At 54.7% G+C, this 22,642-nt stretch carries 19 protein-coding genes and 1 tRNA gene; 6 read left to right on the forward strand and 14 right to left on the reverse strand.

Translation table 11 applies throughout. The annotated features are described in order from the left end of the window. Positions 1-78: 78 nt before the first annotated feature. Positions 79-312 (forward strand): hypothetical protein, encoded by a 234-nt coding sequence (locus BL107_RS03490; RefSeq protein WP_037988729.1) that lies wholly within the window; start codon positions 79-81, stop codon positions 310-312. A gap of 222 nt (positions 313-534) precedes the next feature. On the opposite strand, the gene BL107_RS03495 is transcribed toward BL107_RS03490, so the two are convergent. The 5 genes from BL107_RS03495 to BL107_RS12565 form a co-directional block, all read right to left on the reverse strand. Beyond that, positions 535-2,109 (reverse strand): iron uptake porin, encoded by a 1,575-nt coding sequence (locus tag BL107_RS03495; protein WP_009788892.1) that lies wholly within the window; start codon positions 2,107-2,109, stop codon positions 535-537. A 363-nt stretch (positions 2,110-2,472) separates the two neighbouring features. Further along, positions 2,473-3,096: a helix-turn-helix domain-containing protein gene (locus tag BL107_RS03500; protein ID WP_009788893.1), complete on the reverse strand. Its 624-nt coding sequence runs from the start codon at positions 3,094-3,096 to the stop codon at positions 2,473-2,475. 516 nt (positions 3,097-3,612) lie between these two features. Continuing rightward, positions 3,613-5,274 carry a precorrin-3B C(17)-methyltransferase gene (gene cobJ / locus BL107_RS03505; protein WP_198002354.1) on the reverse strand — a complete coding sequence of 554 codons (1,662 nt, stop codon included), beginning with the start codon at positions 5,272-5,274 and terminating at the stop codon, positions 3,613-3,615. Positions 5,275-5,409: 135 nt separating this feature from the next. Beyond that, positions 5,410-6,912 (reverse strand): hypothetical protein, encoded by a 1,503-nt coding sequence (locus BL107_RS03510; protein ID WP_009788896.1) that lies wholly within the window; start codon positions 6,910-6,912, stop codon positions 5,410-5,412. A gap of 255 nt (positions 6,913-7,167) precedes the next feature. Then, the gene (locus BL107_RS12565; protein ID WP_156779376.1) at positions 7,168-7,323 is read right to left on the reverse strand and encodes a hypothetical protein; all 156 of its coding nucleotides are present in this window, start codon (positions 7,321-7,323) and stop codon (positions 7,168-7,170) included. Here BL107_RS12565 and psaA point away from each other — a divergent pair. Both psaA and psaB read left to right on the forward strand, forming a co-directional pair. After that, positions 7,316-9,619 (forward strand): photosystem I core protein PsaA, encoded by a 2,304-nt coding sequence (gene psaA / locus BL107_RS03515; RefSeq protein WP_009788897.1) that lies wholly within the window; start codon positions 7,316-7,318, stop codon positions 9,617-9,619. The genes BL107_RS12565 and psaA overlap by 8 nt on opposite strands. 21 nt (positions 9,620-9,640) lie before the next feature. Beyond that, positions 9,641-11,848 (forward strand): photosystem I core protein PsaB, encoded by a 2,208-nt coding sequence (gene psaB, locus BL107_RS03520; RefSeq protein WP_009788898.1) that lies wholly within the window; start codon positions 9,641-9,643, stop codon positions 11,846-11,848. Positions 11,849-12,339: 491 nt separating this feature from the next. On the opposite strand, the gene BL107_RS03525 is transcribed toward psaB, so the two are convergent. The 3 genes from BL107_RS03525 to BL107_RS03535 form a co-directional block, all read right to left on the reverse strand. Next, positions 12,340-15,450 (reverse strand): efflux RND transporter permease subunit, encoded by a 3,111-nt coding sequence (locus BL107_RS03525; protein ID WP_009788899.1) that lies wholly within the window; start codon positions 15,448-15,450, stop codon positions 12,340-12,342. Positions 15,451-15,557: 107 nt separating this feature from the next. Beyond that, on the reverse strand, positions 15,558-16,049 hold the full coding sequence (locus tag BL107_RS03530) for a photosystem I reaction center protein subunit XI (RefSeq protein ID WP_009788900.1): 492 nt from the start codon (positions 16,047-16,049) through the stop codon (positions 15,558-15,560). Positions 16,050-16,091: 42 nt separating this feature from the next. Further along, complete coding sequence (locus tag BL107_RS03535; RefSeq protein WP_009788901.1) at positions 16,092-16,208, reverse strand: photosystem I reaction center subunit VIII; 117 nt, start codon at positions 16,206-16,208, stop codon at positions 16,092-16,094. 89 nt (positions 16,209-16,297) lie between these two features. On the opposite strand from BL107_RS03535, the gene BL107_RS03540 reads away from it, so the two are divergent. Then, a complete protein-coding gene (locus tag BL107_RS03540) occupies positions 16,298-16,762 on the forward strand; it encodes a HEAT repeat domain-containing protein (protein WP_009788902.1) in 465 nt (154 codons plus the stop codon). On the opposite strand, the gene BL107_RS03545 is transcribed toward BL107_RS03540, so the two are convergent. Together BL107_RS03545 and BL107_RS03550 are read right to left on the reverse strand one after the other, a co-directional pair. Further along, positions 16,720-17,682, reverse strand: coding sequence for a glycosyltransferase family 2 protein (locus tag BL107_RS03545; protein ID WP_009788903.1), 963 nt, complete (start codon positions 17,680-17,682; stop codon positions 16,720-16,722). The genes BL107_RS03540 and BL107_RS03545 overlap by 43 nt on opposite strands. A 71-nt stretch (positions 17,683-17,753) precedes the next feature. Then, positions 17,754-18,482 carry a C40 family peptidase gene (locus BL107_RS03550; protein ID WP_037988003.1) on the reverse strand — a complete coding sequence of 243 codons (729 nt, stop codon included), beginning with the start codon at positions 18,480-18,482 and terminating at the stop codon, positions 17,754-17,756. A 17-nt stretch (positions 18,483-18,499) separates the two neighbouring features. Here BL107_RS03550 and BL107_RS03555 point away from each other — a divergent pair, with 17 nt between their 5' ends. Further along, positions 18,500-19,393 carry a serine hydrolase gene (locus BL107_RS03555; RefSeq protein WP_009788905.1) on the forward strand — a complete coding sequence of 298 codons (894 nt, stop codon included), beginning with the start codon at positions 18,500-18,502 and terminating at the stop codon, positions 19,391-19,393. A 53-nt stretch (positions 19,394-19,446) separates the two neighbouring features. Here the strand turns inward: BL107_RS03555 and BL107_RS03560 are convergent. After that, positions 19,447-19,535 (reverse strand) — tRNA-Ser (locus BL107_RS03560). Between the two features lie 38 nt (positions 19,536-19,573). Further along, positions 19,574-20,701, reverse strand: coding sequence for an alanine racemase (gene alr, locus BL107_RS03565; protein WP_009788906.1), 1,128 nt, complete (start codon positions 20,699-20,701; stop codon positions 19,574-19,576). Positions 20,702-20,773: 72 nt separating this feature from the next. Between alr and BL107_RS03570 the strand changes: the two genes are divergently transcribed. Continuing rightward, entirely contained in the window at positions 20,774-21,274 is a 501-nt protein-coding gene (locus tag BL107_RS03570) for an HNH endonuclease (protein ID WP_009788907.1), read from the forward strand. Between the two features lie 5 nt (positions 21,275-21,279). Here the strand turns inward: BL107_RS03570 and prfA are convergent, their stop codons facing one another. Continuing rightward, positions 21,280-22,377: a peptide chain release factor 1 gene (gene prfA, locus BL107_RS03575; RefSeq protein ID WP_009788908.1), complete on the reverse strand. Its 1,098-nt coding sequence runs from the start codon at positions 22,375-22,377 to the stop codon at positions 21,280-21,282. A gap of 15 nt (positions 22,378-22,392) precedes the next feature. Beyond that, positions 22,393-22,632, reverse strand: a complete 240-nt coding sequence (gene rpmE, locus BL107_RS03580; protein WP_009788909.1) for a 50S ribosomal protein L31 — start codon at positions 22,630-22,632, stop codon at positions 22,393-22,395. Between the last annotated feature and the right edge of the window lie 10 nt (positions 22,633-22,642).

Consider the following 22,642-nt stretch of genomic DNA (forward strand, 5'->3'; position numbering starts at 1 on the left):
TTTTTGTTACGCGCCGGAGTGTCTGATGTTGTCTTTCTTCTCCTCTCCTTTTTCATAATAGATTTTTACCCATTGAACATGGCCAAGACGTCGCCTGTATCTGTGTTTCTAGCTGCTACATCATTGCTTATGGCTTCCGCCTCTTCAGGTGTCGTTGCTCATGCTCAATCGGCTGGCGGTCTCCAAGAATGGTCGACTGATCAGGCGGTGGACGCAAAGAGTATTCCCGATTCCGACGCAAAAGCCTTGAAGAAAAAAGCGATAGCTGAAGATGTTTGCGTTCCCATTGGTGAAGGCGAAAACTGCTGGTAGCCTTAAACGATAAATGTTTGTCTTTTCGGATCAATAATCCATTTGATAAGCGCCTGCGGGCGCTTTTCTTTTTGCTATCTTCTTTTTAGTATAGCTATTCCGTTGTTCGTCTTGTCTTTTAGTAGGCGGCATTGCACTGGCTGATATTTGTTGCCCCACAAAAAAGCGCCCATAAAGGGCGCTTTGGTTATGAGTCAAACCAATCAAGAACTAGTCGTTAAACTAGAATTTGAACGTGGTTTTTACAAGTCCACCAAATTTATTCTGGCCGCTGGTTTGAGCTTCGCCGTAGGCGTTGTCAACCCAGAAGATCGCAGGAGTAATTTTGATGTTGTCAGTGACTTGGAAGTCGTAGTAACCCTCAATGGCGAAGTTGGCTTCATCACCTGTCGATACGTCTTTGGCATCAGTGGCGTAGCTGGAGTAAGAGCCGAAGCCCAGTCCCAGTTTGTTGCCTTCGATGAATGCATCGTTCCAGTTGAGGCCAACCATCCAGCCCTTCAGAGCTTCGGCATTGCCGCGGTATTCACCTTCGGCATAACCGAAGTCGACACCTGCACTGATGGTGGGAATGAAGCCAGAATCTTCGGGCTGCCAATAGCCACGAAGACCGAAGGCGTGCATCGGATGGCCAAGATCCTTGGCTAAAGGTGTTGAATAACCCATCGCAGCTTTTGCACCGCTGCTGGTTTCAATGCATCGGCCTCTAGCGTTTTCTACAGCACAGTGCTGGCCTGCATTTTTCAGCGAATAAAGCGCTGAAACATGCCACTGGCGATTTCCGTAGCCCACTTGGCTTAAGAAGTAAGCATCGGTGTTTTCACCGAACATGCCTTCTTTAGGGTCGCTCTTGGCACCGTCGCCGCCGTCGGCTACGTAGTTAGCAGCAATGTTTAAAGCTGCTTCACCTGGATCAACGTCTTGACGCCACTGAAGACCGAAGCCTTGGCCTGTGCTTGCACCCAAGACAGAACCGTATCCACCAAGCTTGAATGCTTTGAGGATGGGCTTGTAGCGCGTTGGTGTCTCGATCATGTAGTAGTTCTCAACCAGCGCACCAATGGTGGCGGTGAACTCAGAACCGATCGGGAACGTATACCAGAGCTTGTCAATTTTCAGGGTGTTATCCCCTTTCTTGGCGTCAGCCAGGTAGGAATCTGTTTGTGTCCAGACGTTCGCCATGTTGCCCGCGCGCAGACGGGTATACAAGCGATCCTTGCCGGTGAAGGATGTGTTCAGGTTGAGTGTGTAGCGGTACGACATGTTGGTGCCGTCGCTGTTGCAATCACCGCCCTTGTTGTTGCACTTGTTGCGGTCTTCGTATGTGACAGCGCCAAGGAAGAAATCGGCTTGGCCTTGCAACTTGGTGGTGGTGGAGAACTGGGTTGCTTCCAGTTCGCCAACACGAGCTTCGAGGCCGTCAACGCGTCCGCGGAGGATGGCGAGCTCGGTTTCGAATTCTTCAAGAAGGCGACGCAGTTCGTCGGTGACTTCAGTGATGCGGTCGAGACATGCGTTCAGCAGTGCTGCAGCCTCGTAACGGGTCATCGCCCGGTTGCCGCGGAAGGTGCCGTTGGGGTAACCAGCGACGCAGCCGTACTGCTCAACCAAGTTGCTGAGCGCCTGATAGGCCCAGTCAGTTGGGTAAACGTCGGAGAATTGGGTAACGCTGGTGACTTGATCGGCAGAAGCCGCATAGTCAGAAACGCCGTTGATGTTGAGCTCGGCGGCATTGGCGCCGGAGGCCAGAAGGCCCAGGGCGGCAGGAGCCACCAGCATTTGCTGGAAAAGCTTCATTGAATAGTTCCTCACACAGGAAGTGCCCAAAAACTTGGGCTTGATCATTTTGATTTGTTCAGAAGGTATTCGACGTAACAAAACCCCATAATTCAATGTTTCATTTGATCGTTCTTCAAGTTCCTTTTAGCGCTCCCAAGGCTCGCTATTCCCGCGGACACCGTGATGGATGTGCCGATTGATTCATCCTGAAGTGCTTTTCTTTCATTGGTCTGTGGCCCATTTTTATGCGAAGGCCAGGGTCTTGTAACTTAGGTATCGAGAACAGCAGTAGGAGTTGCTGGCTGAATGAACGCCTCCACAAATCCTAAAAATAATCTGACTAAGGTAAGCAAAAAAAAAGGCTGTAAAAAGTCCAAATGTTCAAAGTGGAAGGGTAACTCTTGTCGCTGTGGTCGGGATTAGTTCTGAATCTTTGACGACGAGTTCTTCTTTCATTTCATCGATCGAAATAATTCCCTTCTCCTTGAGTGCTCCGAGCGATCGGCTCACTGTTGACCTTGTCGTACCAATCATCTCTGCGAGTCGAGAATGAGATAGTAAGAATTGAAGCTTGTATCCTTCTTGGGTTCTTTTTCCAAGCCTGATAATTAAAAGTCGGAGTAAAGACTTGAGCCGATCTTCTGATTTGATCGGATGTCTTACTGTATAAAGTCTAAAAATCCATTCCTGGAGAAAGTCATCGTTGGAAGTATGGGCTTTTTGTTCATTGTTGATCTTGATAATACAGTCTGTTATCGCTTCGATTTGTAGATTTTGTGAGTCGGGATGGCAGAATTTGCAGTCATCTAATGAAGACATAAGCGCAACCGTGATTTCCGGATGGCTTTCATTTTCAATGGTCGATAATCGGATTATTCCTTGCTCGGCAACGATTGTTGTTGGCCAATTGTGATTTGGCTTGGTCAGAATGAGTCTCTGTCCTGCTTGCAGTGAGCACGGCTTGGGCTGCCCCTTGCGTTCGCCTCCGCTTGTGCTTATTGCCATTCGTGCTTGTTGCAATTGATACGTAGTGAGGTGTCATCAGTGCCTGAGCCAACTCTTTCTTGTGCCATTAATGTCTTTGTTAATTGATGTCGTCTTGGATGGTTATATCACGACTTGCTTTCCCTTTGCTTTTTGTGATTGTTGTTTCGACGTTCTGTTGGGTTAGATCTGAGTCGTTTCGTTTTGCCTCAAGCTCTAGCGATCAATCGTCTTGCCGGTTATCCATAACACCTGTGATAAATCGACTTGTTTAAGTAGCTCCATGTGCTCATTTGTTAGTGCTTGAGCGGTCTCGTGATCTCCGGCTAAGGAATGCATCGATATTGTGCTGAGACACCAATTTCTAATGTCTGTTAAATGATGTGTTCTTGCAAAAGAACGTTCATGTTCTGAGATTTTCATTGGTTATTCATACTTGATTTCAATCATTGCTTTGGCTGAGTTTCCGAGCCTTTTAAATCTTGCAGATGCTCGTGATATTTGTTGCTACTCCTTCGCTGGAATTGTTTTTACCGGTTAGCTGAGTTCGGCACCTGGATATCCTCTGGGGGTCACCATGCGTCCATCCTTGCTGTAACTGCTGCTGTTTCCGACCAACACCACTGTGAGCATGTCGATCTGCTCTGGGTTGACCTCGCCAAGAGTGGTAAGTCGAATCTGCTCGTTGTCTCGGCCGAGTTGCCGAGCGATCGCCACAGGGGTTGAACGTTCTCGATGTTCAAGCAAGATCTCCGTTGCCCTTCCGAATTGCCAGGCCCTTCCTTTTGACCGTGGGTTGTAGAGAGCAATCACGAAATCTCCGAGCCCTGCTCCTTGGATCCGTCGTTCAATGACGTCCCAGGGCGTGAGTCGATCGCTGAGGCTGATCGTGCAGAAGTCGTGCATTAGTGGTGCGCCGCTTTTTGCCGCCGCCAGTTGCAGTGCTGAAATGCCTGGGTGCATTTGGAAATGAGGCCGAGTGGCCTCTGGTTTTTGAAGCCAGAGTTCGAGGGCGAGACCTGCCATGCCGTAAATCCCACTGTCTCCTGAGGAGATCAGAGCAACTTTTGCTCCTTGGCTTGCCAGTTCGAGTGCTTGCGAACATCGATCCCACTCCTTGGTGAGTTGTCCATCGAATCGAATTTGATTCGGCCGTCGTAGGGGTTCCAGCAAATCGAGATACAGCTCGTATCCCACCCAGGCTGTGCAGCGTCTCAATGCGCTGGTGGCATCACCACTCATCAAAGCTGGATCTCCAGGACCACTTCCAATGAGATGGAGTTCTCCGCGATGCGGAGCCATTGGCACCGCACTCTCCGCAATGGCAATCGTGACGGCTCCTTGCTCCGACTCATGCGCATGGTGAATGCGTTTGCTCTGACGGAGTGTTCCGCTACCCCCTGCTGTGAGAAGAGCAGCTGCTTCGGCCACGGATGCTGTGCCCATTTCCTTTTGCACTGCCTCAGACGGAGTTGGAACAGGAATGACTGCTAGTTGTTCAGCCTTGTAAGTGCGTAATGGCCAGTCGTAGTCATGGCAAAGATCGAGTAGTGCCGGCTCATCTGCCTTGCGATCTGCAGTTGCTAATCCGGCAATCGCTTCGATGGCGAATCCCGCGTCATTAAGCGATTGGCCGATCGCTCGATGGATGAGGCTTTTGCTCGTGTTGCGTTCGCAGCCCAAGCCGATCCAAAGCGTCGGCGGATGCCACGAGCAACCGCTGTGTTGTTGGGGGCCGATGGAAAGGTCGCAATGGCCTGTTTCAACGAGATCGACCCTGGATCGCACAGAAGTTTTCAGCCAATGTTGTGGACCGCTGGTTTGTCTGATTTGTAAGACCTTTTTGTTGGCTTGATCTTTCATCAGTTGCCGCCAAGCTTCCACCGTTCCGCTGCGGCGCCAACCCCAGCCTTCTCCAAAACAGTCGATTGGAATGCGTTGCTCGTGGGAGCAAGCGCCTGTGATCACGGCCGTTCCTCCTATTTTCGCGGCTATTTCCAGCGCGCGTTGATCGGCCCCACTGCTATGGCCACCAAGCAGTGGGATCACGTAGTCCCCTTTTGGATCAAGAACCAATACCGCAGGGTCGATGCTTTTTCCTTGAATCAGGGGAGCAATCAACCGAGTGACGGCTCCGATCGCCCCCACCACAAGCACTCCTTGGCCGGATTGCCATTGATGGGCAAGCTCAGACTTCAGATCGGCATCATGCGGAATGACGCGTTGGATGTGGCCTTGATCAGCGAGTCGTTGTAGGAGGGCGTCGCTGCTTGAGGAAAGGCCAAAGCCCGCAAACTCGACATCAGAAGTAGTAGTCAGGGCTTCAGGACCTGTTCAGGGCTTGCGCAAGCTGCCGTCATCATTCAGCAACTCTCGTGCTGATCCTCCCAGGCGACTGGTCGGAATGAGGCGCTCTTCTGATGCAGAAGGAACAGGCATGGATGGTTTTTCACTGATCGGAGGTGGAGCTTGATCGTCTGCTGACCTTGGAGCCTTTGATATCGAATCTTTTGCTGCTGGCTCAGTTGCTGTTGGCTCCGGTGGGGGAGCGATCTCTTCGTTGGCGACGTCAGGCTCTTGTTCGAAGTCGGATTGCTCGGTGTCGTCTGTTGTGTCCTGCGCATCGACCAACGCCTCAGTCTTCAGTCTTGGGGTTGGGTTCGATCCCATGGGGACCATGGCCCCATCACTGGGCCCATCGTCGGTCTTTTCCACTTTTTCGGACTTTGACTTTGGAGCAGCCTTTGCCTTTGGCGAAGCTATGGCCTCGTCTTCGTTGAGCAATTCAGTCAGGCTTTCCGCCGTGACAACTGGCTGGTCTTGGTCTTCTGGTTTTGTTTCCTTCTTCGCTGTTGGCTCAGCCTTTGACTCTGCAGCAGCCTTTGCCTCTGGTACCAAGTCTGCGGCGGGTATGAGAGGTGTTCCGCTGAGCCGCGCGAGCTCTTCCTCCGTTAAGCGTGCTTTTAGCCACGTTGGGGGTGCCGTTTTCTTGCCCGATTGATGGATCAATTGGTTGTTGAATTCTGGTGTGATCGGTTCGCCGACTCCGTTTAAAAGCTCCATTTGCACCAAGCTCCCAGCGCTGGAGGCGGAGCCCTTCAGCCAAAGGGCATCTTGCTGATCCACTAAAAAACTGTCGCCATCCACGCTGAGCCGCAGCCTCCAGCGACCGTCACCATCCCGCAAGTTTTGGAGCGGAGCATTCCAGATGATCCAGTCCAAAAGCAAGGGTTGGACGGCTGGATTGTCCGAAGTTGTCACGGGAACAAGCCATGGCGCGTCGTTCTCCGGCTGTGTACCTTCCACCCGTTGCCATAGGTGGAATCGTCCTTGGAGATTTGCTCCGGGATTTTTGACGGCTTCCCCCCAGGGATATGCAGCCCAGGCGCTGAACCGATGGCTCCCAGCAGAGAGGCCGTCGATTTGAAGACGTACGCGATTCCCTTCGAGTGAGTCCAGCCGACGTTGCGGTTGATTGTCGATTTGAACCACCACGTGAGGCCCAAGACCAAGTTCGAGATCACGGCTGACTGGCCAGTCCCTCACGTCCAGGACGAAATCGACGCTATCGGCGTTGATCACACTGTCGTCAGTTGGGCTTACGAGACGCAGGTTTGGTTGATATCGCTGCAGCTTTTCGCGCAGTTGTTGCACCGCACCAGGGGGGGCAACCTCCTGTAACCGTCCCGACGGTGATTGGCTCGATAAGGATGTTTCTTGATGACTGCCCCTTTGGAGCGGCCAGCTTGGAAGGGCCAAGCCTTCGACTGGCATGCCTGTGATGAGCAGCATCGCCATCAGCAACCCCATGATTGGCATCAGGCCCGGGCGTGACATGGAGGGTCAGTGCAGTGGGTTCATTTTGACGGGCGGGACGCCATTGAAAAGAGTTGTTGTTAAACAGGGTGATTAATTGCACTGAATTGTGTGAAACAATTGCTTCTTTTCTCGATTTAGCTTGCTTATTGGGGTTCTACAGAGCCCTGTCACTGACTGGTGAACAGCAGGATTGAACCTTTGTAACTCAGGCGGGGAATGGTCATCGTCTGCCCCTATGCTTTTTTCAGCGGTCCCCTCTTTGGGGCCCCTGCTTCAGTGCAGTAAAGGGGTTTCGGCTTCCTTTAAGGCATTGACGCCCGGCCACGACTCCCTTGCGGAGCTGTGCTCGGGGCCCCGACGAGCTTCGGTTCGCCGGAGGGGTGGCCCACCACCTCGATCCCGTCCCTCGAGGAACGACTCGATGACCATCAGCCCACCTGAACGTGGGAGTGACGCGAAGAGCCAGGTCGAAAAGGTTGACAATCCAGCAACCTTTGAATTGTTCGGCAAGCCCGGACATTTCGACCGAGCCCTCGCAAAGGGTCCCAAAACCACAACCTGGGTTTGGAACCTTCACGCCAACGCTCACGATTTCGACGCTCATACGAGTGACCTTCAAGAGGTCTCTCGGCGAATCTTCTCAGCCCATTTCGGCCATCTGGCCGTCATTTTCATCTGGCTGAGCGGCGCCTTCTTCCACGGCGCACGCTTCTCCAACTATTCCGGTTGGCTTGCAGATCCCACCCTCGTGAAGCCCAGTGCTCAAGTGGTGTGGCCGATCTTTGGCCAGGAAATCCTGAATGGTGACATGGGTGCCGGATTTAACGGCATCCAAATCACTTCAGGCCTCTTCCATATGTGGAGGTCTTGGGGCATCACCAGCGAAACCCAGCTCATGGCTTTGGCCATCGGTGCGTTGGTGATGGCCGGCCTCATGCTCAATGCCGGTGTTTTCCACTACCACAAAGCAGCACCAAAGCTGGAGTGGTTCCAAAACGTTGAGTCCATGCTGAACCACCACCTGGCAGGTCTGCTGGGTCTTGGCTCTCTGTCATGGGCTGGGCACTTGATCCATGTGTCCCTCCCCGTCACCAAGTTGATGGATGCCATTGATGCCGGCGAACCGCTGGTGTTAAACGGCACCACCATTGCTTCGGCGGCCGACATCCCCTTGCCCCATGAGTTCTTTAATCAGGACTTGTTGGCGCAGCTGTATCCAGGCATTGGTTCTGGGATTTCAGCCTTCTTCTCTGGTAATTGGGCCGCCTATGGCGACTTCCTTACCTTCAAGGGTGGGTTGAATCCTGTAACTGGAAGCCTTTGGATGACTGATATCGCCCACCACCATGTGGCGATCGCAGTGATGTTCATCGTTGCCGGTCACATGTACCGGACCAACTGGGGTATTGGTCACTCCATCAAGGAGATCCACGAAGGTCAGAAAGGCGATCCCCTTCTGTTCCCTGCACCCAATGGTCACGATGGGCTCTATGAGTTCATGACCACCTCCTGGCACGCCCAGTTGGCAGTGAACCTGGCGATTGGTGGATCAGTGAGCATCATTGTTGCTCAGCACATGTATGCGATGCCCCCGTATCCATACATCGCTATCGATTACCCCACCCAGATCGGTTTGTTCACCCATCACATGTGGATTGGTGGCTTCTTGATTGTTGGTGGTGCGGCCCACGCCGCGATTGCCATGGTTCGTGATTACGACCCTGCAAAACACATCGACAACGTGCTCGATCGCGTGCTCAAGGCCCGCGATGCGATCATCAGCCACCTCAACTGGGTGTGCATCTGGCTTGGAGCCCACAGCTTCGGCCTCTATATCCACAACGACACCATGCGTGCCCTGGGGCGTCCCCAGGACATGTTTAGCGATCAGGCGATTTCAATTCAGCCGATCTTTGCTCAGTGGATTCAAAACGCACACGCGGCCGCGGCGGGTAGCACTGTGCCCAACGCTCTTGCTGGCGTGAGTGAAGTGTTCAACGGTTCTGTTGTCGCTGTCGGCGGAAAAGTCGCGGCTGCTCCAATGCCTTTGGGCACCGCTGATTTCATGGTGCACCACATTCATGCCTTCACGATTCACGTGACGGTGTTGATCTTGCTGAAGGGTGTTCTGTATGCCCGTAGTTCCCGTCTGATTCCAGACAAGGCGAACCTCGGCTTCCGCTTCTCTTGCGACGGCCCTGGCCGTGGCGGTACATGTCAAGTGTCGGCTTGGGACCACGTGTTCCTTGGCCTGTTCTGGATGTACAACTCCCTGTCGATTGTCATTTTCCACTTCTCATGGAAGATGCAAAGCGATATTTGGGGGACGGTGAATGCGGATGGTTCTGTTGCGCACATCACCAACGGAAACTTTGCGCAGAGCGCCATCACCATCAATGGTTGGCTGCGTGATTACCTCTGGGCTCAGGCCGTACAGGTGATCAACAGCTATGGATCCTCCACCAGTGCCTACGGAATCATGTTCCTAGGTGCGCACTTCATCTGGGCGTTCAGCCTGATGTTCCTGTTCAGTGGCCGCGGCTATTGGCAGGAGTTGATTGAGTCCATTGTTTGGGCCCACAACAAGTTGAAGGTGGCTCCCGCCATCCAGCCCCGTGCGCTTTCGATCATCCAAGGCCGTGCAGTGGGTGTTGCCCACTACCTCTTGGGTGGTATTGCGACCACTTGGGCCTTCTTCCACGCCCACATTCTTGTGGTCGGCTGACCTCACCTGACCTCTCCCTCTATGGCAACGAAATTTCCTTCGTTCAGCCAGGGTCTGGCCCAGGACCCGACAACCCGCCGTATTTGGTACGGGATCGCCACGGCTCACGACTTCGAGAGCCATGACGGAATGACGGAGGAGCGGCTTTACCAAAAGCTCTTCTCCACGCATTTCGGCCATCTCGCGATCATCGGCCTGTGGGTTTCGGGAAACCTGTTCCACATCGCCTGGCAGGGCAACTTCGAGCAGTGGGTCGCCGACCCGCTGCACGTGCGCCCCATCGCTCACGCAATTTGGGATCCCCACTTTGGTCAAGGCGCCATTGACGCCTTTACCCAAGCTGGTGCTTCCTCCCCAGTGAATATTGCCTACTCAGGCCTTTATCACTGGTTTTACACGATCGGCATGACCACGAATGCCGAGCTGTATCAAGGATCCATCTTCATGATGATCCTGTCGGCTTGGGCCCTATTCGCTGGTTGGTTGCATCTGCAACCCAAGTTCCGTCCTTCTCTTGCATGGTTCAAAAACGCTGAGTCGCGTTTGAACCATCACCTCGCTGTTCTCTTTGGATTCAGCTCCATTGCTTGGACCGGTCACCTGGTTCACGTGGCGATCCCTGAGTCCCGTGGTCAGCACGTCGGTTGGGACAATTTCCTCAGCGTGATGCCTCATCCCGCAGGACTTGGCCCGTTCTTTACCGGCAACTGGGGTGTGTACGCCCAGAACCCTGATTCCATGAATCAGGTGTTCGGAAGTGCAGAAGGATCTGGTACTGCGATTTTGACCTTCTTGGGTGGTTTTCACCCTCAAACAGAAGCTCTTTGGCTCACGGATATTGCCCATCACCATTTGGCGATTGGTTGCTTATTCGTGATTGCCGGTCACATGTACCGCACCAATTTCGGTATCGGTCACTCCATTAAGGAGATCCTCGAGACCCACAATCCCCCCAAGGGCACTCCTGGGGACTTGGGTGCTGGCCATAAAGGCCTGTACGACACCATCAACAACAGCCTTCACTTCCAGTTGGGCTTGGCCCTCGCCTCTCTTGGCGTGGTGACCAGTTTGGTGGCGCAGCACATGTACGCGATGCCGTCGTATGCCTTCATCGCGAAGGACTACACAACCTCGGCAGCGCTCTACACCCACCACCAGTACATCGCCATCGCTTTGATGTGCGGTGCCTTCGCTCACGGTGCGATCTTCTTCATTCGTGATTACGACCCCGAAGCCAACAAGGACAACGTCCTGGCTCGGATGCTCGAACACAAGGAAGCGATCATTAGCCACTTGAGCTGGGTATCTCTTTTCCTCGGGTTCCATACCTTGGGCCTCTACGTCCATAACGACGTTGTTGTTGCCTTCGGTACACCTGAGAAGCAGATCCTGGTGGAGCCCGTGTTTGCCCAGTTTGTTCAAGCCGCTTCCGGTAAAGCGATCTATGGCTTTGACGTGCTGCTCTCCAATGCTGGAGGCGCTGCTGCCAATGCCAATGCCGCTTACATGGACGGTTGGATGGGGGCAATCAATGGCAACACCGATGTGTTCCTGCCGATTGGCCCTGGTGACTTCCTTGTGCACCATGCCATCGCTCTTGGTCTCCACACCACAACCCTCATCCTTGTGAAGGGTGCGTTGGATGCCCGTGGTTCCAAGCTGATGCCAGACAAGAAAGACTTCGGCTACTCCTTCCCTTGTGATGGCCCTGGCCGTGGCGGTACCTGCGACATCTCAGCTTGGGATGCGTTCTACCTCGCGGTGTTCTGGGCTTTGAACACGGTGGGTTGGCTCACCTTCTACTGGCACTGGAAGCACCTTGCGATCTGGTCTGGCAACGTTGCTCAGTTCAACGAGTCCAGCACCTATCTCATGGGTTGGTTCCGCGACTACCTGTGGCTGAATTCCTCCCAGTTGATCAATGGGTATAACCCCTTTGGCAGCAACAACCTTGCCGTTTGGTCTTGGATGTTCCTGTTCGGTCACCTGGTATGGGCGACAGGTTTCATGTTCCTGATTTCCTGGAGAGGTTATTGGCAGGAACTGATTGAGACCATCGTTTGGGCTCATCAGCGCAGCCCTATCGCCAACATGATGGGTTGGCGTGATAAGCCAGTGGCTCTCTCGATTGTCCAGGCAAGGGTTGTGGGTCTTGCTCACTTCTCGGTTGGTTACGTACTCACCTACGCGGCCTTCCTCATAGCCTCGACCTCAGGCAAGTTCGGTTGATCTATATCAGTTCAACGGTCTGATTTACGAGTCGTTCCTCGATAACGAACCCGTCCGATTCATCGGGCGGGTCTTTTTTTGTGCTTGTGATTCCGTTGAAATCTGTCCGCCAACTGCCTCTCATCAGTGGTAACTAGCTATCTTGGGAAGAAACACTTTTGTTCCGATCTGATTAGCCAAAAACCGATATCATCTGCGTTGTTCACCACTAAGACAACCCTTACGCTCAGTTGTCGTGAAATAATTGGTTGTGCGCCGTCGGCATTGATGCGCCGTATTCGATTACAACAAGTGTGCGAAGTGCTTTGGAATCACTTCGCGAGTGCGTATCGCGATCTTTTTGCGGAGGCACCGCGTACGACTTTGTTGGCATCGCGTTAATCGATATTGTTGATCGACCGAATAACTATGTGCATGTCGGCCTCACTGATCGAGCAAGCACGGTCCTAAAAGAATGGCTCACAGCTATGTCCAGCAACTTGGAATTTGATTTATTGAGCTGGTTTCCTTTTGATCAAGAGATAGGCCGCTGGAACCACGAATAGCGATAGCCAGGTCGACATCAGTAGCCCGCTGAACACGACGGTTCCGATGCTGATACGGCTTGCAGAGCCACTGCCGCTAGCCATCAGAAGAGGTAGAAATCCCACTAAGGATGTCGTTGCAGTGAGCAGGATTGGCCGCATCCGATTGATGGCAGATTCAAGGATTGCATCTTTGATTTTGATCCCTTGAGCAAGTCTTTGATTGGCAAATTCGACAATTAAAATGCCATTTTTAGCGGCCAAGCTGATTAAGACAAGGAGACCCATTTGCCCATACACATCAAGTGGTAATCCCCTGAGTTTTAATCCGATCAGTGCCCCCATGAGTGCAATTGGCACCGTGAGTAAAATGATGAATGGATCAATGAAGCTCTCATAAAGTCCTGCCAGTAGTAGATATACAACCAACACTCCCAGGCTGAACAGCATCCAGGTGACGCTCTGGGCTTTTTGTTCTTCTTTTGCAAGGCCAGTAAAGGCCAGGCCAATATTGTTCCCTCCGATCTGGTCGCCTGTTCGTTTCAATATTTGAATGGCTTGGCCACTACTTATCTTTTGCCCTGGTACAGCAGTAATTCGAATGGCACGATTTAGACCGTAATGGCTAATGCTGTTGGCACCTTCTTCACGGGTTAATTGAGCAACGGATGCAACTGAGATCAGCTCTCCTTGGCGATTCCGCACCATCAAGTTGCTGAGATCAGCTGGACTATTGCGTTCGTCTCCTTCTAATTGAACGTAAATACTTCGAACACGTCCACCTTCATAGGTGTCGTTCACATAGCGGCCCCCGATAGCGGTGCCGATTTCACGCAATGTGGCCCCATAGTCCAGATCAAGGGCAGCGGTTAAGTCGCGGTCAAGCTCAAGCCGCCAGCGTGGCGATGACGCATCAAATCGAGTACCAATCCGTTCAAACCGACCACTGGCTTGCGCTGTAGCGATGAATCGTTGAGCCACCGCTTCAAATTCCGGAAGACTCAGCTGACCACCGCTGCGATCCAACAACTCCACCACCAAGCCCGATTCGCTGTTGAATCCGCGAACGGTGGGAGGCGTCGTCACGATCACGCGAGCGGAGGAGATCTGGCTTCGAATCGCCTGCGAAAGGCGACGTTGAATCGCTGCACTGCTTTGGTTGGGCTGGTTTCGCTCCTGGATGGGGGCTAAACGCAAGTAGAAGGAGCCACGGTCTTCGCCGCTTTGTCCAAATGAATTTCCTGCGTAAAAGTTTCCGGTTCTGATCAGGGGATCTTTGGCAACGATGGTTCGGATTTGGTCCATCACCTTCACCGTGCGTTCCAGGCTCGCTCCCTCGGGCAGCGTGAAGTAGCCGCGGATTTGGCCTTGATCTTCATTGGGGATAAACGACGTGGGAATCGTGGCTAATCCCGCAGCGGTGCCGATCAAGCCAATCGCGACGAAGACAGCGAGAAGTTGGCTGCGTTTCAACCAGTGCCTTAGAAGTCGTTCGTACAGCGTTTGCAGGCGCGCCATCCCGCGCTGCAACCCCGCGCTAATACGTTGGATCGGGTTTGGCAGTCCTCCGCTCCATGTCCCCAGAACTCTCGCCGTTGCCATCGGCGTGAATGACAGCGCGTTGAGGGTGGAAAACAAAATGGCCCCGCCAATGGCCAAGGCGATCGGTTGATAAAGCCGGCCAATTGATCCTGGGATGAGAAGCACTGGAATAAACACGGCCGCCAGAACGAGTGACGTGGCGACCACTGCGCTGGCAAGCTCGGCCATGGCATGTTCTGCCGCTTGCTGCGGGGCCTCGCCCCGTTCGATGCGGCTTGCGATGTCTTCCGTGACGACAATCGCGTCGTCGACCACGATGCCGGTGGCCAGCACAAGGCCGAACAGGATCAAACTGTTGAGTTCCGATCCGCTGAGTCGGACCACAACCAGGCTGCCCACCAAAGCAACCGGAACGGCAATCCCTGGAATCATCGCTAGACGCCAGCGTCCAAGAAACAACACCAGAACGAGCAACACCAGAATCACGGCGTCGCGCAAGGTGCTGAGCGTGCGGTCGAGGTTGTCCTGCACCGTGTCAGCCACGTCCACGATCAGCGACAGTTCCACACCCGGTGGAAAGTTCGATTCCAATTGTTGGAGTTGATCTTTGATCGATCGACTCACCTGCAGAGCGTTGGCTCCGTCCCGCTGATAAAGACCGACAGCAACCGAACGTTCGCCCTGGAGATTCATGGCGGTCCGGCCATAGCTTTTCTGTCCCAGCACCACCCGACCGACATCTTTGAGTCGGAGTAGTCCTCCGTTGTCGAATCGACGCAGCACGAGATTCTCAAAGTCGTCTTGGCTGCGAAGGCGTCCTTCTGCTTCGACGGGAAGGCTGATCAGTTGTCCAGTTGGTGCCGGTGATGCACCGATGCTTCCAATCGCTGCCAGGACATTTTGTTCCGCGAGTGCCTGAGTCACGTCTGTGACAGTCAGCTTCGCTTGCTCCAATCGCTGGGGATCTAACCAAATCCGAAACGACAGCTCACTCCCGCCGAAGACAACGACATCCCCGACCCCCGGCGTAGTGAGGAGAGATTCCCTCAGTGATTGATCAAGCCATCCCGTGAGGAATGTTGGTACGTATTGATCCGGCGGATGACTAAATCCCAGGATCATGAGTAAGTCGTTCGATGAGCGTCGAACCTGTAGGCCTTGTCGACCAACAGCCGTTGGTAAACGGCGTGTCGCCAGGCTCACTTCGTTTTGAACCTTGATCGCATTCAGCTCGGGATCCCCGGAGCTGAACCGCAGGCTGATACTTGCGCCGCCTTGCCGGCTGGTGGAGCTGATGCTTTCAACTCCTTCAAGACCATTGAGCTGCTGCTCTAAGACAGCCGTAACGCTTTGCTCAACGACGTCTGGGGAGGCCGCAGGGAAGCTTGCGCTCACGCTCACCCTTGTCGGCGCAAGTTGAGGAAGATCCTCGAGGCCAAGTCCCAGCAAGGAGGTCAGCCCAGCCAAAAGAATGAGCAGGCTGCACACCACCGTGAAAACGGGGCGCCGCAGGAAGGGCTGAGAGATCGACCGCATCCTGGACGATTCAGAGATGGAGAGGACCTTTCAATGAAAACCCCCCGAAAAGCATCATGTGCATTTCAGGGGGTTGAGTTTATGAAATGGTTGAGAGATGGGTGGCGTTAACCAACACTCCAAACGCCAGCAGCGATGTTGAACAAGTCTTGAACATGAACCGTGCTGCACAGGAACCATGCAAAGACGGCTCCACCGCATCCGCCTAGCCAAAAACCACTGGTGAAGTCTGCCCAACCTGTCCGGGTGAACAGATCAGACGGAGGGTTGTTGACAGTGACGTCTGAGGGCGGAATGTGGGGCTGTTTCCCGGGCTGGTTGTAGAGCAGGAACAGCAGGGTGAGGATATGAACGGCTCCAATGGCCGCTAAAACACCGGCGGTGTCTTGGAATTCCGTCGCCCGAAGCGGGCCACAGATTGTGAAGGGGCCGTAGAGCAAGTAACCAAAAGCAGCACCTGTTTCGAGGCCGCGGAAATTTGGTGAAATTCCTTCGCGGTACAAGGGCAGGTTGTTGATCAGGCCTTTGATGAAATAGCCGCTGTTAACCGGTGTGGCGAGATTGCCGACACAGGGATCAGAGGCAGGAGTGACAGTCATTGAAACGAATGCTGAGGGTTTGGGGCGATCCGCAACCTGCGGTCACTCGGCAGCGGTGATCACTCGACCAACGAGGACGATGAACACTGCGGGAAAAACGATTCCGGTCATGGGCACGAAAATCGCAGGCAGCCAGGCAGCAGCGAATTCTCCAGTCATGTCGAGGCCAAAAGCTTCGCGTTTACTGTATAGATCACCGATCGAACGGCTTCTCTTTAGCCGTAACGGCGACATAAAAGTCAATCCAAATGCAGAACGTTCTCGTCCCTGGTGCTGTTGGTTTGCTCGCGGTTTTTCTTTGGCTGCAACGGAAGCCGGTCAAGCCAATGCTGTCCAGCACTGACGCCAGCGCCGTTGCTCAGCTCAATCGCACGCAGCTTGAACTGGTCATTGAAACCGAGCAGAGCTCAAAAACAAAAGGCGATGAATTGTCTGATTGGACGCCTCCAGTCACCGTTCAAGAGACCATCAGCCTTCAACAAGCCTTGCGTTTTGGGATGAATGCTGGCCCAGAGGAGCGGCTTTTGGCCGTGCGTCAGGCCGCACGTTGGGGGCATCGATCTGTCCTTCCGCTGTTGCGCCGAGCCTTGCGCGACTGTGACCCGCGGGTTGTGGAAGCAGCGGCTCTGGCCATGGAACCTTTCCGCTCCTCACCACACCGCAAGGTGACTCAGGCGTCCCGTCCGCCCCGCAACGTTTCACGGATGCGGTAGATCGGTCGATCCTGACTTTCGTGATACGTCCTGATTTGAAGTTCGCCTAAGAGTCCGAAGCAGAACAGTTGGATGCCCGCCAGTCCAAGCACTACAGCAAGGGTGAGTAAAGGCCTGTTGGCGATATCACCCCCCATCAGTTTCACCGCCAGCAGATAGCTGCTGGCCACGAGGCTCAACAGGATGGCAATCAGCCCACCGAAGCCAAAGACGTACATCGGCCGGGTTAGGAAACGCTTCATGAACCACACCGTGAGCAGATCCATCAGCACGCGGAAGGTGCGGTCGATGCCGTACTTGCTGCTGCCGAACTGACGGGCTCGGTGGTTCACTTTCACTTCCGTGATACGAGCACCCTCGATGAAGGCCAGGGCTGGCAGAAATCGGTGCAGTTCCCCATAGAGACGCATGTCGGAGAGCACGTCCCGGCTGTAGGCCTTGAGTGAACAGCCGTAGTCATGCAGGCGCACCCCCGTGACACGCCCGATCAGACGATTGGCGATCTTGGAGGGGAGCTTGCGTTGCAATGCGGCGTCCTGGCGTTGGTGCCTCCAACCGCTGACAAGGTCGTATCCCTCACGCAGTTTGGCCAGCAGCATCGGGATGTCGGCTGGATCGTTTTGTAGGTCGCCGTCCAGGCTCACGATCACCTCTCCCTGGGCCACATCAAAGCCAGCGGCCATGGCGGCGGTTTGTCCGTAGTTTTTACGGAGCACCACCCCGACGAGCTCAGGGATGTCTCGGCTTAAGCGCTCGAGCACCTCGGCAGTGCGGTCACTGGAGCCGTCATTCACCAGGACAAGTTCGAAGCGTTCGCCGCTCGGACGGAGCGCCGCCAGCAGTTGCTCTACGAGGTGAGGCAAGCTTTCCTCTTCGTTGTAGAGGGGCACCACCACCGATAGGTCTAGGGGTGCACTCATGCCGGTTGCCTTGTTGGAGATTTCAACTTAATCGGCGACTCCCGTGGATTTTGTGGGGATCCGAGCTGGTTTTAAGCCCAAGCCTTGCCGTCATGGCAGCGCAAGACCCGTCCAGCCCCCCGAAGTTCGGCTCTGTAATGGCATGCCACTGGGTGCTTGTCCTGGGGGTGAAGGCTGTCGATACCAATGCCATTGCGGCCATGCTCTCGTCCAGAGCTATGGCGGTAGCGACCACCGCCAAGATGCAGTCCCACGTGGGTGCAGCGCTGGCGGCTGCCAAAAAAAATGAGATCCCCCGGTCGCAGCAAGTGGCACGATCCAGGCGTCACGGCAATGGGTTGGCAGAACTGCTCCTGTTGATAGGCGTCGCGTGGGATCCAGATCTGTTGGCTTGCGAACGCCATTTGCATCAGACCTGAACAGTCCATATTTGGTTCAGTGGTGCCACCCCACAAATAGGAATTGGGCTGTTGTTGAACGCGCTCGCTCCAGGCCAAAATGTCTGGTAAGCGTTGTTCAATCTCGGCTGCTGTGAGCAGCCTTGGTTGCCACGCTCCTCGCAGTTCTGCCTTGCCGATAACGGCCCCCTGATCAATCCAGCACTGGTATCCATCCTCGAGAAGCATCACCTGAAGGCGTGAAGCAACGATCTTGAGGATGCGAAAACTCCTCCCTGCATTGGCTTGGGTTGCTAAACCAGCTCCTGTGGCACGGGAATAACCATTCACATTTGATCGCAGGCGCCAACAGCTCTGGGTTTCCAGCAAGTCCGGAGCCAAAAGAGTGCCTAACGTCGCCATGGCCAGTTGCTCTTGCTATGGCGTTCTACCGTTTCGATCCCGCCATGGCTTTACGCCTGGAATCCGTGCTGGATGAACTGGATGCGCAAGGTCGCCCAGGACTCCGCAACAGCTTGGGGTTGACCTGGATTCGCTATGCGGATGCGAATCCAGAGGCCGGTGATGGATTGGGGGTGTCATGGAATCACCAGAAGCCCATCTATCCCGCCAGCGTGGTGAAGTTGTTTTATGCCGTGGCGGCGGAGCAGTGGTTGCAGCGCGATCTCATTCCCGATAACGATGAATTGGAACGGGCCCTACGGGAGATGATCGCCGATTCCAGCAACGATGCCACGGGTCTGGTGTTGGATTTACTCACTGGAACCACCAGTGGTCCGATGCTCCATGGGGAGGGTTGGCTGATGTGGCAGCGACAGCGGCATCTGGTGAATGAATGGTTAGAAACGTTGGTGTGGCCTGAGCTGGAACTGGTGAACTGTTGCCAGAAAACGTGGGGAGATGGGCCCTTTGGTCGCGAAAAAGCGTTTTATGGACACGACAACGCCAATCGCAATGCCTTAACGACTGCGGGAACTGCTCGCATGTTGGAGGCGGTCATGACCGGGGCGGTGGTGTCCCCTCCTGCTTGTCGTCGCTTACGGGCTCTGTTGCAACGCTCCCTCGATCCGGACCAGCGCCGCGCCGATCCCGAGAATCAGGTGGATGGATTTCTGGGTGAAGGCTTGCCTGATGGAGTGAAGCTTTGGAGTAAGGCGGGTTGGATGAGTCAAGCTCGCCATGACGCGGCCTGGTGGCAGGTGCCGGATCAACCGCCGATGTTGCTAGTGGTGTTCAGCTCAGGGCCAGACCATGCCAAAGACGAGCAGTTGCTTCCAGCCCTGGCCAGCGCCTTGTCGGCTTTTTCGGGCTAAAGGCTGACGTGAGGACTTGGGAGGTCATTCGACCTCTTGAATCACTCTTGGAACGGAGAGGGAGGGATTCGAACCCTCGACAAGCGTTGCCGCCTGTAACTCCTTAGCAGGGAGCCGCTTTCAACCACTCAGCCACCTCTCCAGGGGGCAGATTGATCCTATCAAGTGCTGGGCAATTGGTCAGACCTCAACGCGGGGCAGCCGATGCTTGAACCCGCAGAGAATTTCCCAAGGGATCGACTGGCAGCGGTCACTCCAGTTCTGCGGGGAGATTTCAACGTTTTGATCGCGTCCCAGAAGAGTCACGATGCTGCCGGGATGAAGCTCGGGTGCGTCGGTTGCATCGATCAAGAGCTGATCCATGGTGATCGCGCCCACTTGGGGGAGCCGTTTGTCGCGATGGAGCACCTGAATCTGCCCACTGAGGGATCGCAAAACACCGTCGGCATAGCCGATGGCGACGACAGCAAGGCGTCTGGAATTGGGGCTGATGTACTGATGGCCGTAGCTCACGCCAGTGCCGGCTTTGATCTCGCGGATCAGCGTCACCTTGGCGCGGACCGCTAGGGCGGATCGCAACGGCACGATGTCGCTCAAATGGTCCGCGGGTGCATGGCCGTACAGGGCAAGTCCCACCCTCACTAGGTCGTAATGCAAGTTCGGTTCCAATAAGGTCCCGGCCGAGTTGGCGAGATGACGGCACAGCCCAGTGCCCTGTTGGGGGAGGGTCTCGATCACGGACTGGAAGCGTTGCCGCTGCTGTTGCGTCACGGTGATATTGCGATCATCGGCGCAGGCCAGATGGCTGTAAATCCCCTTCAGATCTAAGTTTTTGAGGTGTTGGATGGCTTGAGTTGTTTCTGCACCATCGTCGAGTGCGCACCCCAGCCTGCTCATGCCCGTGTCGATTTTGAGCTGAACCTGGAAGCGTCGGCCGCTGTCTTCCGCCAGGGCATGGCAAAGCTTGGCGTCAGCAAGGCTGCTGAGGGTTGGCATGAGCTGCCACTCCAGGCAGGTCCGCAAGTCTTCGGGGTCGCAGAGATTGCTTAGGAGAAGGATTGGGGCTTTGAGGCCGGCCTGTCTGAGCTCTAATCCTTCCTGAAGTGTGGCCACGCCAAGACTGGCGGCCCCACCATCCAGCGCTGCGTTGGCCACGGTGACAGCCCCATGGCCGTAGCCATCGGCCTTCACCACGGCCATGAGCTCAGTCCCCGGGGTCAAGTGCTGGCATAAGGCGCCCGCATTGGCCTTAATCGCTGCCGGTGATACCTCCACCCAGGCTCGCTGGCGTGGATTTTGATCCGACATGACAACTGTGCTCGGGGCTACCGAGACAAACGTGGTGTGCCCAATAGCATGACGTTTATTCAGGGAGCTGGCATGGGCCAGGTTCTCGTTCTCAATGCGTCCTACGAGCCTCTAAACATCACGACCTGGCGAAGAGCCATGGTGATGATGCTGAAGGGAAAAGCGGAAAGTCTCGAACAGGATGAAAGTCGCGAAATTCGCAGGGGTACCCATCTCCCCACGGTGATTCGCTTGCGTCAATACGTGCGTGTTCCTTTCCGACAGGTGCCGCTCACCCGTCGCAATGTGTTTTACCGGGATAATCACTGTTGTCAGTACTGCGGCTGTTCAGGTGAGCCGCTGTCGATCGACCATGTCATTCCACGGAGTCGTGGGGGTCCCGACGATTGGGACAACATCACAACGGCATGTCTTAGTTGCAACGTCCGTAAGGGGAATCGCACGCCTGGGGAAGCCGAGATGCCCTTGAAGCGTGTGCCCCGTCGTCCATTGAGCAGCCTGAGTTTTGAAGCGACACGCCAAATTCATGCCGGACATCACGGCGAGTGGGCCAAATATGTCATTGGGGCTTAGTTCGCTCAGTCGTCGGTTTCTTCGCTGAGTGCTTCCAGTTTTTGGCGTTGCTCTTCGGCAATGCAGGCTCCTATGAGATCCTCCAGTTGCCCTTGAAGAACTGGTTCAAGCGAGAAATTACGCCCCAGGCGGTGATCGGTTGTTCGGTTGTCTTTGTAGTTGTAGGTGCGGATTTTTTCAGAGCGATCGCCGCTGCCCACCTGGGATCGCCGGTCACTACTTTCGCGTTCAGCCGCCGCCGCCAGCTCCCGTTCGAGCAACTTGGCCCGAAGAATTTCCAACGCACGCTCTCTGTTCTGTAGTTGAGAGCGCTGCTGCGTACAGAACACGCGAATGCCTGTGGGCTTATGCAAGAGATCTACCGCCGTTTCGACTTTGTTGACGTTCTGACCACCGGCTCCGCCGGAACGGGCAGTACTGATCTCAAGATCTTTGGGGTCTAATTGCACTTCAACGGCATCGGCTTCTGGCATCACGGCCACCGTTGCGGTGGACGTGTGAACTCGTCCTTGGGATTCCGTTGCCGGAACGCGCTGCACACGATGAACCCCCGCTTCGAATTTCAGTTGACTGAAGACACTGGCTCCTTTTACAGACACGATTAGTTCTCGATAACCGCCGAGATCAGCTTCAGTACAGCTCAGCTGTTGCACTGACCAACCAAGTTTCTGGCCATAGCGTTCATACATGCGGGCTAGATCTCCGGCCCAAATACAGGCTTCATCGCCCCCCGCGCCGGCACGAATTTCCAACATCACACTGCGATCGTCGCGCGGATCACGGGGAAGCAAAGCCAGGGTGAGCCGTTGCAGCAAGGCGGCGTGTTGAGCCTCTAGCTCGCAAAGCTCGTTTTGAGCGAGTTCTTGCATCGCGGCGTCGCTTCGACTTTCCCGTAGAAGCTCCCGGGCATCGACCTGCTCCTGTTCTAATTTTTGGAGCGCTTCAAAATCGAGCACGAGCGGCTCCAGCCTCGATCGCTCTCGAGCAATCGTTTCAAGTCGCTTGGGATCATTGGCGACATCAGGATCAGCCAGCTGCCGCTCGAGGCTCCGGAAGCTGGCTGTAGCCGTTTGTAATCGGCTCGTCAGGGTAGAGGCATCCATGGCCCCGCCTCAGATTCAGGATTGGGCGTCGTCGTCTTTTTGCTTGGTGCTGCCCATGCCGTACTTCTTCATGAAGCGATCCACACGACCTTCGGTATCAAGGATTTTTTGGGTCCCGGTGAAGAAGGGGTGGTTGCCGCTCCAGACGTCAACATGAATTTCTGGCTGGGTGGCACCGGTGGTCATGACCACTTCGCCGTTGCAGATCACCTTGGCATCGGGATACCAGGTGGGATGAATGTCGGACTTAGGCATGGGAAAGGAA

This window comes from Synechococcus sp. BL107, from assembly GCF_000153805.1.
Lineage (GTDB): Bacteria > Cyanobacteriota > Cyanobacteriia > PCC-6307 > Cyanobiaceae > Parasynechococcus.